The 11,664-nt window shown below is 42.6% G+C and carries 12 protein-coding genes; 1 reads left to right on the top strand and 11 read right to left on the bottom strand.

What is annotated here, in order from left to right; all coding sequences use genetic code 11:
• Positions 1-33: 33 nt before the first annotated feature.
• From WH188_RS14135 to WH188_RS14120, 4 genes are all read right to left on the bottom strand, one after another.
• Entirely contained in the window at positions 34-486 is a 453-nt protein-coding gene (locus WH188_RS14135) for a nuclear transport factor 2 family protein (RefSeq protein ID WP_339424190.1), read from the bottom strand.
• An 87-nt stretch (positions 487-573) separates the two neighbouring features.
• Positions 574-2,796, bottom strand: coding sequence for a xanthine dehydrogenase family protein molybdopterin-binding subunit (locus WH188_RS14130; protein WP_339424189.1), 2,223 nt, complete (start codon positions 2,794-2,796; stop codon positions 574-576).
• A 31-nt stretch (positions 2,797-2,827) separates the two neighbouring features.
• Entirely contained in the window at positions 2,828-3,469 is a 642-nt protein-coding gene (locus WH188_RS14125; protein ID WP_132768048.1) for a hypothetical protein, read from the bottom strand.
• A 40-nt stretch (positions 3,470-3,509) separates the two neighbouring features.
• A complete protein-coding gene (locus WH188_RS14120) occupies positions 3,510-3,968 on the bottom strand; it encodes a (2Fe-2S)-binding protein (RefSeq protein ID WP_339424188.1) in 459 nt (152 codons plus the stop codon).
• Between the two features lie 268 nt (positions 3,969-4,236).
• On the opposite strand from WH188_RS14120, the gene WH188_RS14115 reads away from it, so the two are divergent.
• A complete protein-coding gene (locus tag WH188_RS14115) occupies positions 4,237-5,373 on the top strand; it encodes a cysteine desulfurase family protein (RefSeq protein ID WP_339424187.1) in 1,137 nt (378 codons plus the stop codon).
• Between the two features lie 10 nt (positions 5,374-5,383).
• Here the strand turns inward: WH188_RS14115 and moaCB are convergent, their stop codons facing one another.
• From moaCB to moaA, 7 genes are all read right to left on the bottom strand, one after another.
• Positions 5,384-6,298 carry a bifunctional molybdenum cofactor biosynthesis protein MoaC/MoaB gene (gene moaCB / locus WH188_RS14110; RefSeq protein ID WP_339424186.1) on the bottom strand — a complete coding sequence of 305 codons (915 nt, stop codon included), beginning with the start codon at positions 6,296-6,298 and terminating at the stop codon, positions 5,384-5,386.
• Between the two features lies 1 nt (position 6,299).
• Positions 6,300-6,728, bottom strand: a complete 429-nt coding sequence (locus tag WH188_RS14105) for a molybdenum cofactor biosynthesis protein MoaE (RefSeq protein WP_339424185.1) — start codon at positions 6,726-6,728, stop codon at positions 6,300-6,302.
• Positions 6,729-7,826, bottom strand: coding sequence for a HesA/MoeB/ThiF family protein (locus WH188_RS14100; RefSeq protein WP_339424184.1), 1,098 nt, complete (start codon positions 7,824-7,826; stop codon positions 6,729-6,731).
• Between the two features lies 1 nt (position 7,827).
• Entirely contained in the window at positions 7,828-8,058 is a 231-nt protein-coding gene (locus WH188_RS14095; RefSeq protein WP_339424183.1) for a MoaD/ThiS family protein, read from the bottom strand.
• Positions 8,059-8,175: 117 nt separating this feature from the next.
• A complete protein-coding gene (locus tag WH188_RS14090) occupies positions 8,176-8,910 on the bottom strand; it encodes a sulfite exporter TauE/SafE family protein (RefSeq protein ID WP_339424182.1) in 735 nt (244 codons plus the stop codon).
• Between the two features lie 6 nt (positions 8,911-8,916).
• Entirely contained in the window at positions 8,917-10,680 is a 1,764-nt protein-coding gene (locus WH188_RS14085; RefSeq protein WP_339424181.1) for an NTP transferase domain-containing protein, read from the bottom strand.
• Entirely contained in the window at positions 10,680-11,660 is a 981-nt protein-coding gene (gene moaA, locus WH188_RS14080; protein ID WP_339424180.1) for a GTP 3',8-cyclase MoaA, read from the bottom strand. Before moaA ends, WH188_RS14085 begins: the two co-directional genes overlap by 1 nt.
• Positions 11,661-11,664: the final 4 nt, after the last annotated feature.

Below are 11,664 nucleotides of genomic sequence, written 5' to 3'. Positions count from 1 at the left end.
TTATACTATCAAACAACTTATTGCAAGTTACAATTAGTGTTCAATTTTATGCGTATCACGCACACTACTAAAGGTCATGGTCAGCATCTTCCAATCTTTCTTTTGCTTTTTGTAAACCTCCGTTACCGTAAACTCCGTTACTGCATCATTTCCACGCACATCAGCTGTTAAGGTAATTCTATTCCAAACAATTGCAACATCGCCTACGATCTCGACCGCTACATCATGAATAGCGGCATTCTTATACCAGATTCTACCGGTTTTTATAATGTCGAGTTCTTCATTCTTCTTCCATGTTCCGCTCATATGAACAAACTTTGACTTATCATCGAATAATGCTGCGAGTTTATCGACATTCTTATCAGCCATCCACTGCCACTTCAATTTCGACAGTTCCTTCACTTCTTCTACTGCATTCATTTTTTGTGCAAAAGACAACTGTATTGTCAAGACAAATAAGAGTAATCCAAAAATAGCTTTTTTCATTTTTTATTGTTTTTATTTTAAAACTGATGTTCTTTAATTTTCATAAATACGATCAATCCTCCAATTAGACGAAAGGCTAATAGAGAATTAACCCTGCGTTCCGTGAGCTAAGTATTGTTTCATAAAAGGTTGGTTATAGTATCGTTTACCAGTATGGTGAAAAAGAGCATTGGCAACAGCACCGAACATCGGCGGAAATACCGGCTCTCCCATACCTGTGGGGTTTTCCTGATTTTGCACAAAATGAACTTCGATATGTTTTGGACACTCACTCATACGAATGATCCGATAAGTATTGAAGTTGCTTTTCTGCGGTACTCCATCTGCGAACAATTGTTCTCCGTATAGTGCATTTCCAATACCGTCAATCACCGCACCTTCCGCCATATTGACGGCTGCATCCTGATTTACCACAATACCACAATCGACGCTTGCAATCGCCTGTACAACATAGGGTTCATTATTCTTAACGCCTATATCGACCAAAGCCGCGGCATAGGTATTATGGCAAAAATAAGCCGCAATGCCTCTCCCTGTACCATCGGGTTTTTTTAGTAAACTGGCTTTCTCCTTCAACAATTGCAGGACACCTGCGTAACGTGATGCATCATAATCATTACGTTGTCCAACAGGACGTTCTTTCGCCCTTTTAAGTAATTCCAGACGAAAATCGATCGGATCTTTTTTCATTTCAACAGCCAGTTCATCCAAAAATGACTGCTCTGCGCTAGCCATAAAATTGGATCGCGGTGCACGAAATGCTCCGATCGTAATATCGGAATCAACCGCCCAAGATTCGGCTAAATAATGATTAACCGCTCCCGCCGGAAATCTATTTTCATGTAGCGGAGATTCCGGTATTCCCCCAGCCTTGACATGAAATCCGATCAACTGATTATTGTTATCTAAAGCAGCCCGATATGTTGCACTGTAAGTAGGTCTATAAATACCATATGTCGCTTCATCTTCACGGGTATACATCAATTTCACAGGAGCATTTAATTTCTGAGAGATCACGGCGGCCTCCACCAGATGATGTCCATAAGCCCTGAGTCCAAAACCGCCACCCATACGGGCGAGCTTAATCTTTATCTTTTCTTTAGGCAACCCTAATCGGGCCACCAAGGTTGTTGTGATGACCTCCGGTGCCTGGATAGGCGCATATAATTCCGCTAGATCTGCCGTTACATGAGCAAAACAGGAAACGGGCTCCATGGTATTGTGAACCAAAAATGGTGCTGTATACGTTCGCTCAATGATGCGGGCAGCATTTTTAAATGCAGCATCCGGATCTCCGTCCTTACGTTTAACTTCCCCTGGAATCTTCGCATATCGATCCATATCTGCATAATGACCAGCTGTACTCTCCAGTTGAAGCGTGTCTTTATTCTTCCTTTTTGAGGCCGTTTGCAGTTCCAATTGCAGTTTTTTCTTTGCTTGCATCACTTCCCAGGTAGAAGTACCCACAACTACAGCTAAGCTGCCGAAACTCATCGTATCAAAATAATTGCGCGTATAGTCCTTTGCGAGCGGTTCAATCAGAAAAACATCCTTTATCCCCGGCATTTGACGTACTGCAGTATCATCAAACGCTGTGATCTCCTGCCCAAAGGCTGGTGGATGTACAATCATAGCAATTAACATACCCTCCTGCTTATAGTCACTGGTAAACAAGGGTTTACCCGTTACAATATTATCCAGTTCCACATTCTGCTTTGACGAACCTATTATTTTAAAATCAACCACATCCTTTAACTTCACATCTTTTGGTAACGGAACTTGGGCTGCCTGAGAGGCAATTTCACCGTAAGTTATTTTTTGATCACTTTTTTTGTGGAAAATGACACCAGCTTCTGTATGAATTTCGCTTAGCGGTACCGCCCATTTTTCAGAAGCTGCAATGATGAGCATCTGCCGTGCAGTAGCTCCCGCTGTTCGCAACACCGGCCAAGCCTGACGAACCGACTGACTACCACCAGTGAACTGGCGTCCATATCTTTCTGGAAAAAAATCAGCCTGCTCCACCGTTACTTTCTCCCAGGCTACATCCAGTTCCTCTGCGAGGATCATCGGAAGAGATGTCTTTACATTCTGTCCAAATTCAGGATTGGGATTAAATAATAGTACATCACCATTTGGGTAAATTTTGATATAGCTGTTCAATTCAATTATAGCATCGGCTACTGGTCCTGGCTCACTTGCCATCGCTCCAGCACCCGGCCAGTTGAAATGTAAAATCATTCCGCCACCTGCTAAAAGCGCGGCTTTTAAAAAAGATCTTCTGCCTAGCGTCGTTTTATCTGTTGTCATCGCTTATTTCTTTGATTTTTTGAAAAAATAATTACTTCGTGGGAGCATAAGCACCTGTTGTCAACCAGGTAATCCAAGCTTCTTTAAAAGCAGCATGACTAATCGGAGGCAGTGTCCTTCCTTCTCCGGGCTCCCAGCCCCATTTTACCAATCCATCATCCGCATGCGCTATCAATGCTTTTAGATCTTTATTTCCATTTTGTTTTCGGTCTACCAACTGCTTAGCCAATTCATATGCACTTTTTCCTTCAAAGACCATTTTCATATCCGCAGGTGGAAGATGCCAATTCGGACTTCCTGGCGGAGTTTTCAATCCTGTTGTATTTTCATCCTGATGGCAGTTATTACATTTCATGGTCAGCATTCCTTTTCCTTCAGGCCCGCGTTTCGGAAACATCGCATGCAACTTGCGCTCATCACCCTGAAGCGGAATATCACCGCTTGGATGGCAATTCACACATCGGGGACTCTGTAGCACAGCATATACTTTTTTAAACGCTTCAACAGACTGTATGCTATCTTTCTTGACCCTGATATTCGGTTCTAATGTATTTTCAGATCGGGAATCACTTGTAAAAGCAGAAACCAGAACCGTTAAAAACAGACCGATGACACCCAAAGTCAATGCAAGCTTGTAAGTACCTTTGCTTCTTATATTTTTTAATATTTTCATGAGCTATTTTTTAGCAGATTACACATCTATACATAACCATTTATTTCTTTTGCAATGATGCAGCATGATGTATGGCCTGACGAATTCGAGAATAAGTTCCGCAACGGCAGATGTTTCCGGTCATGGCACCATCAATATCCTGATCAGTTGGATTCGGCCGTTCACGTAATAATACAGCTGCCGACATGATTTGACCGGCATGACAGTAACCACATTGGGGCACATCCACATCTTTCCAGGCAACTTGCAATGGATGGTCACCTTTTTCAGAAAGACCCTCAATCGTGATCACCTCTTTGCCAACTGCGCGTTTCATTTTTGTAACACAGGATCTTACCGCTTCACCGTCCATATGGACCACACAAGCACCGCATTGTGCTACTCCACAGCCGTATTTTGTTCCAGTCAAACCGACGACATCACGTAAAAACCACAGCAGTGGCATCTCTTTATCAATAACGACCTCGTATTCCTTTTTGTTAATGCGAATGGTTTCCATAATTGTGTATGTTAGTTGTTATATAACAGTCTGTATTCATCATTTGTTTATTTTGGGCTTATCCTCTTTCTTTCAGATACTTTGGCTCTCCACTTTCAAAAGCCATCACATCATGATCTTAGTCTTAAAAATATGTATTTTTCACCTATACCTTATCGAGCACAGCACAAAACAGTAATATTGGTAGAAGAATCCGTAAATTGGGTTGTTGATTACAAGCAAAACGATGCTTTTTGAACCCATCCTCTCAAATTAATTCAGTACATTTATGGCTATGCAGTCATCAATCGTATACCTCGACTATAATGCCACTACACCCGTTGATGATCGGGTATTAGAACGGATGTTCCCCTTTTTCAAGCAGCAGTACGCCAATCCCAGCAGTCCCCATCTTTTTGCATTGCAGGCTCAGGAAGAGATTGATTTTGCTCAGCAAGATCTTGCCCATTTAATTAACTGCCGTGCAAGCGAACTGACTTTTACGTCAGGAGCCACAGAAGCGATCAATATGGCGATAAAGGGGCTGACCTATGGTCACCGTAAACATATCATTTGTGCATCCACAGAACACAATGCAGTACTTGAATGTTGTCGTTACATGGAAACTAAGGGATATGCTGTCACTTATCTGCCTGTAGATAAAGATGGCATCATCGATTTAAAAACGCTGGAGAATAGCATAACAACAGATACGGCGCTAGTTTGTGTCATGCTTGTGAACAATGAGACAGGTGTTATGCAAGATATACCATCAATTGCCACCCTAACCCATCAGGCGGGAGCATGGTTCCTGTGCGATGCGACACAAGCTGTCGGCAAGATTCCGATTGATGTAAAGCAGATGCAAATCGATTTTATGCCGATTTCAGCACATAAGTTTTACGGTCCTAAAGGTATTGGCGCGTTATATACCAATCCTGCTATTGGTTCACTGGAACCCTTGCTGCATGGAGGTCGGCAACAGCAAGGTATGCGAAGTGGCACCCTCAACGTTCCGGGTATTATAGGAATTGGAACTGCCGCAGCTATCGCAAAACAGGAAATGACAAATCAAAATAAGCTAATTTTAACGTTACGCGATACACTGGAAAAATCCATCTTAGAAATCGATGAAACTTTTGTCAACGGCCACCTGCACAAACGTATCTTCAATACAACAAATATCAGCTTACGCGGTCTACACTCCCAAGAAATGATACTTGCACTGGGCAACATTGCTGTTTCCAGCGGCTCGGCATGTTCATCCGTAACACACAGACCTTCTCCGATATTGCAAGCTATGGGACTGAAGGATGAAGATAACCTCAGTGCAATACGGTTTAGTTTAGGCCGGTTTACAACTGACCATGACATCGATTATACCTTGGATAGGATCAAGAAAATTGTGACCAAACTTCGTGGATAGCGCTAAAAAGCTATCCATGTCCCTGATTATCCTGTATAGGAAAAACATGCAGTATCTGTGGAAATAAAGCTTTCACACTTTCTTTCACACCATTTGTTGACCCTGGCAAGGTCAAGACCAGCATTCGGTCTGCAAAACCTGCGACCGCTCTGGAAAGCATAGCAGTTTTTACAAATTGCTGTCCATACTGTCTTGCGATTTCCATTACACCCGGCAATTTCTTGGTTAAATAAGGCTCCACAGCCTCTGGCGTAACATCCCGATCAGACACTCCAGTCCCACCCGTATAGATCAGCATATCGACCCCTAATTCCCTGGAAACCGTCAATTGATGTTGAATAGCATCAATTTCATCTGGCACAACCTCAAATCGTACGACGTCTATACCATAATCTTCCAGTAACTCTTGCAATACAAATCCCGAGCGGTCTTGTTTTTCACCTGAATAGACCGAATCACTGCAAACAACAACTGCTGCCTTGATCTTCCTGTTTTCTAACAGATGCGCATGGTCACTTTTTCCGCCCGACTTGTGCAATAAACGAATCGAGCCGATTTCAACATGTTTATCGATCGGTTTTAACATATCGTACAGCACCAGTGCGGCGACAGAAGCACCATGCATCGCTTCGACTTCTACACCGGTTTTATAGATCGTGTGCACGGTTACCGAAATCTTAATTGTGAGTTCTTCAATCTCAAAATCTATTGCTGCATATTCTATTGGCAACGGATGGCAGTCCGGGATGATATCGCTCGTTTTTTTTATGGCAAGCAACGTAGCCGCACGGGCAAACTCATAAACATTACCCTTTGGAACCTGTCCGTTTTTGATGGCATCTACCGTTAGAACATGAGAAGTAACCACAGATGCTGTTGCTACCGCTTTACGCAACGTAGCGGTTTTATGTGTAATATCGACCATCTTAATTATTTTTTTTCCACTGATGTGTATCGTCCTCAAATAGCTCTTTTCCCCAGATCGGAAGTTCTTTCTTGATGCGCTCCACGAGCTCATGGCAGGCCTGTTGCGCATCTGCGCGGTGTTTAGAAGATACAAATACAAAAAGGCACAATTGGCCGGTTGGCACCATCCCTAAACTATGGTACACATGCATACAGATGAGCTTATACTTGGCAAACATTGCCTCTCTGATGGTATCCATTTTTTCTATAGCCATCTGTTCATAAGCTGTATATTCAATTGCGGCTACGGATCTACCGTCTACCACATCGGCCCTGATCTGTCCCAAGAATAACTCGTGGGCACCGATAGCTGTTTTACTGCTATGTGCTGCAATACTCTTCGCGATCTGATCTGGAGAAATGGCTCCCTGCACAAATATATTTTTCATTTATTCTGCTTTATTAATACTTAAATATGAAATAATGCCACCCGCCAGGTGACTTACCCTCTTTGCGGAACCGAAATGCGCTTTCAGCTTTCCCGCGGCATGTAAACTGCGTTTTCCGCTTTGACATACCACAATAATATGTGTGGCCTTTAATTCATCCAAACGGTCAAACAGTATTGACAAAGGGATCTCCTGTGTTGCGATCGTAAATGACGGTTCCTCATAGGATTCCCGGATATCAACCAGACTGACGTTCTTATCCTGCAGATAAGATGCAATTTCATTGGGATATATCAAGCTGATATCCTGTTCCAGGTGTTGATTTTGTGAAGTATCCGTGCTCGTTTGTACAGTGTAACCATCAGTACTTTGCGGATTAGGAGTGATTGATAAGATCATGGATTGATAAGTCAAGACATTAAAAGTCATTAATTTATTGACCAATGGAACTCCTATACCCGTTATTAACTTCAACACTTCGGTGGCTTGCATCAGTCCGATGATCCCCGGTAAAACACCTAATACACCATTTTCTGAGCAATTTGGAGCTTCTTCAGCACTCGGGACTTGTGGAAATAGATCGCGGTAATGACAGACAGTTCCATCATCATCAGCGACATTAAAGATCGCTATCTGCCCTTCGTATTGATAGATCGCCGCAAAAACAAGCGGTTTTTTCAAACGTGTACAACAATCGTTTATGACATAACGTACCGCAAAATTATCCGTACAGTCAACAACGATATCATACTGTGAAACAATAGCATTACCATTACTATCATCAAGCAACACAGGATGTCCAACGATTGTGATAGACGGATTATTTTCGCTTAGCTTCCGCACAGCAACTGCGCACTTTAACTGCCCAAGATCTGCGGTGCTATATAGGGTCTGGCGTTGCAGATTACTCAGTTCTATCGTATCAAAATCTACGATACCGATACGCCCTACACCTGCCGCAGTCAGATACTGCAGTACCGGACAGCCTAAACCTCCAGCTCCGACAACAAGTACCTGAGCCGCGGTAAGCTTTTCCTGCGCCTCATAACCAAAACCTGGTAAACTGTAATGCCGCTCATATCGTGGATCCCAATGCATATTACCCTCCCGAAAATGGTGGCAGAAGTGCTACCGTATCCGATTCCTGTAACAGAACCAACTCTTTTGTAATCTTTCCATTCACTGCAAGCGCCATTTTACGGTTTTCGAGTAAAGGAAACTGCTGGATCAAACTTGTTAACAAATTTTCCGTATCCACTGCTTCCATAAAGAACTCTTTCTCTATAATTTCTACAAGCGGTCCAAATGCAAGTACTTTAATCTTATTCATCTCTTATTCAAATTAAGCATTCTTTTTATCTGATGAGACATCCCATAGGGATCATGCTCGTCAAAAGTCAAGACATATCTATCCAATTCTGATCACTATTGCTTTCTTACCGCGTAGCTATGCCGAAGTAAAGAGCAATTTATAGGCGGCAACGAGTAACACTGTTGCCAGTACATATTTTAAAACATCCTGATTAAACTTTTTAGAACCTAAATAAGCTCCCAAAAGACCGCCACTAAATGCGATGACAATATATAAAATCATATTGGAAGTCAACGTAATACCCTGTGTCAACATTCCTCCCAATCCTGCCAATGAATTGACAAAAATAAACGCGGCACTGATCGCCGCAGTTTGCTTCTGGTTCGTCCATAGCAACAGGATCAAAATAGGTGAAAGAATAATGCCTCCCCCTATACCGATCATTCCGGACAGAAGTCCTATGATAGCACCCAACAATATCGAAATCCATTTTACTGGAGGTACCAGACGATCGTCTTCCACATTCTTAAAAAAGAAAAATCGAACGATCGGCAGCAACAGTAAAATTCCTAATATTTTTTTATAAAGATGATCATCGATCGATAACATACCGCCCAGAAAAGCAAAAGGTATAGATGCCAGCGCTATGGGTATAAAAATCTCTTTCTTAAAATGATTTCCGCGGTAATACTGAATAAAGGCAGTCAAGGAAACAAATAAATTTAAAAACAGCGCTGTAGGTTTCATTTCTTGCGGCGCCAAGCCATAAAGAGCCATTAAAGCCAGGTAACCGCTCGCTCCGCCATGCCCAACAGAGGCATATAAAAAAGCAACAATAAATAAAATAATAAAAAAAATTTCGGTATCCATAGATTTTTAAGGCAATACGATTACTTGGACTTCTTCACCTGCCACAATACCAGTAGATTCTTCCGGTATCACGAGCAGGCAATTGGCCTGGGCATAAGATTGTAGACGATAAGATTCCTGCGCATGCAGGGGCAATACCTTACCCTCCATTGAATGAGCTTTTATAAAATGTGTTAATCCACTGTTTTTTGGATAATCAACTGTAGTCACGGCTTTGCTGTAGCAAACGGAATCAGGTCGTTGCATCATCCGGTCAATAGCCGGTAAAACATACAGGTAGAAACAGGTTAGCGCTGAAGAAGGATTTCCTGGCAATCCGAAAACCACTGTTTCATCCTTAGTTCCAAAAAACAATGGTTTTCCTGGTTTCTGTTTCACTTTATGAAAATGAGGCCGCACCGACTGCGCCAGAGCACTTTGCACCACAAAATCATAATCACCCACACTCACGCCTCCCACCAGCAGCACCAGATCCGAAGCTAACAATGCCTGTCCCAAGATCTTTTCCAATGCGGCAGGATCATCTGTAGCGTGAAAAACCTGAACCGTTTCGATACCTGCTTTTTGAAGTGCAGCACGTAGTTGAATCGAGTTTGAGTCGTATACCTGTCCAAAGAAAAGTGGCTGACCCAATTCCTTCAGTTCATCACCTGTCACAATGATGGCAACTTTTGGCGGTTCAAAAATCAGCAGCTTCTCACAGCCGATACCTGCTAAAAAACCCAGTGCAGCAGGCGTCAATACAGTTCCCTGTGCAAGGGCCAATGTGCCTTTTGCGGCTTCGCTACCTTTTTCACGGACATGCATGCCAAGAGTTAATTGCTCATCAGCAACCGTGATCCAATCTCCTTCGCGATATACCCGTTCCTGCATGACCACGGTATCTGCCGCCGTTGGTATGGGTGCACCCGTAAAGACGCGCATCGCCTGTCCGGACAATAGCGTTACATCCGACTGTTTTCCAGCACGCATTTCGCCCACAATTTCCAATCGGTTATTGTGGTCCTCAAATTTCAACGCATAGCCATCCATCGAAGACTGCCTAAAACCAGGAATATCATATTTTGATATAATCTGCTCTGCAACAGTATATCCTAAAGACTCAGATAAAGTTTTTATTCCAGTGCGAACAAAATGGGCATGTTTTTTAATGATCGCTTTTGCTTCCGATACTGAAACCATTTCCTGTATTAAATATCTTAAATCAGCAGGTTCATCAATGTCGACTGATCCCTTATCAAAAGCAACTGCAACAACATCATCAGGATATGCGGCTATGATTTTTTTAGCACCCTGATCTCCCTGCAACTGCTGTAATAATGGAAAATAAAAGTTACTGAACAGCACCGGCACGCCCAAGGTATCCGCATAGGCCGATGCAATAATCCCTTTCTGACTTTCCAACTGATTTTCATGCAATTGCATAAAATGATGAGCCTCAAGAAAGGGCTGATCACATACTGAAAAGATGCACCGAGTTAACAATGGATGATCGTTTAATAACGCCTCTATTCCTTTCCTGATAGACGAGGCCATTCCTGTAGACCAATCATCATTGTAACAGATCTTTACATCATGGTCAACAAGTGTTCCTGCAACGGCCTCGGCATCAGCGCCCACCACTACGATCACACAAGCAGGGTCAATCGACAGCGCCTGTTCTACAGCATGTTGAACTAATGGCTTCTGCTGATAATCCAGAAGTTGTTTTGCAGTCCCTAAGCGTGAGGAACTACCCGCTGCTAATATTATTATACCTGTATCCTGCATTATCCTCCAATAGTTATCATACTTCTATTTTGTAATTTATCCGCATCTATTTGCGTAAAATCAGTGGCTAATTGGCCCCCTAGAGCAAAAGCCTTTGCCTCGATATTCGCTTGTATCAACGGTAATATTGGCTGTCCCTGCCGATAGGCGGTAAGTAAGTCTGTTTCATGAGTAGAAAAGAGACAATTTTTCAATTTACCATCTGCCGTTAAACGGATCCGGTTGCAGCCTGCACAAAAAGGTTCGCTCATGGTACTGATGACGGCGAATGATCCACGGTGACCTGCGATATGAAAATGTTTTGCTGTATCGTGTATACTCCCCACCTGTTCGTGGATGGTATAACTTTTTTGGATCACATCTTTTATTTCCCGCAAAGTAAACACCTGATTATTGGTCCATTTATTACCAGAAAAAGGCATAAATTCAATAAAACGTACCTCTAATGGCCATTTTTCGGTAAGCGCGACAAAATCAATAATTTCATTATCGTTCAACCCTTTCATTACCACTACATTCAATTTACAGGTTATTCCGGATTCCAGCAACAGACCAATATTTGACCAAACACGGTCAAAAAGATTTCTGCCTGTTATCTTATGGAATTTTTCGGTATTTAAGGTATCTAGACTGATGTTGATACTGCTAAAATTGGCCGCTTTGATTACAGGCAGTAAAGCATCTACCCTAACCCCATTGGTGGTACAGGTCAGTTCCACCGGTAAGGTGGACAGTCCTGCCAAAATCAGAGCTGCATCTTTCCGTACAAATGGTTCCCCACCTGTTAAGCGTATTTTTGTAATCCCCTGCGATACAAAAGTTTTAGCGATCGATAAAATTTCATCGGGTTGCATCAGTTTGGCATGCGCGGCGAAAGCATACTCCTCTTCTGGCATACAGTAAAAGCAGCGCAGATTACAATTGTCCGTAAGCGATATACGGAGATAAGTATGTTGACGGCCAAATTTATCGAATAGCATAATA

It is taken from the genome of Sphingobacterium sp. MYb388 (genome assembly GCF_037479535.1).
In the GTDB taxonomy this organism is placed as follows: Bacteria; Bacteroidota; Bacteroidia; order Sphingobacteriales; family Sphingobacteriaceae; genus Sphingobacterium; species Sphingobacterium anhuiense.
Note: the sequence above shows the minus strand (reverse complement) of the source record. Positions and strands in the feature narration are given on the sequence as shown.

Excerpts from the sequence above, each read along its gene's own strand:
- WH188_RS14135 (WP_339424190.1), bottom strand. The coding sequence starts at position 486 with ATGAAAAAAGCTATTTTTGGATTACTCTTATTTGTCTTGACAATACAG.
- WH188_RS14130 (WP_339424189.1), bottom strand. The coding sequence starts at position 2,796 with ATGACAACAGATAAAACGACGCTAGGCAGAAGATCTTTTTTAAAAGCC.
- WH188_RS14125 (WP_132768048.1), bottom strand. The coding sequence starts at position 3,469 with ATGAAAATATTAAAAAATATAAGAAGCAAAGGTACTTACAAGCTTGCA.
- WH188_RS14120 (WP_339424188.1), bottom strand. The coding sequence starts at position 3,968 with ATGGAAACCATTCGCATTAACAAAAAGGAATACGAGGTCGTTATTGAT.
- WH188_RS14115 (WP_339424187.1), top strand. The coding sequence starts at position 4,237 with ATGGCTATGCAGTCATCAATCGTATACCTCGACTATAATGCCACTACA.
- moaCB (WP_339424186.1), bottom strand. The coding sequence starts at position 6,298 with ATGGTCGATATTACACATAAAACCGCTACGTTGCGTAAAGCGGTAGCA.
- WH188_RS14105 (WP_339424185.1), bottom strand. The coding sequence starts at position 6,728 with ATGAAAAATATATTTGTGCAGGGAGCCATTTCTCCAGATCAGATCGCG.
- WH188_RS14100 (WP_339424184.1), bottom strand. The coding sequence starts at position 7,826 with ATGCATTGGGATCCACGATATGAGCGGCATTACAGTTTACCAGGTTTT.
- WH188_RS14095 (WP_339424183.1), bottom strand. The coding sequence starts at position 8,058 with ATGAATAAGATTAAAGTACTTGCATTTGGACCGCTTGTAGAAATTATA.
- WH188_RS14090 (WP_339424182.1), bottom strand. The coding sequence starts at position 8,910 with ATGGATACCGAAATTTTTTTTATTATTTTATTTATTGTTGCTTTTTTA.
- WH188_RS14085 (WP_339424181.1), bottom strand. The coding sequence starts at position 10,680 with ATGCAGGATACAGGTATAATAATATTAGCAGCGGGTAGTTCCTCACGC.
- moaA (WP_339424180.1), bottom strand. The coding sequence starts at position 11,660 with ATGCTATTCGATAAATTTGGCCGTCAACATACTTATCTCCGTATATCG.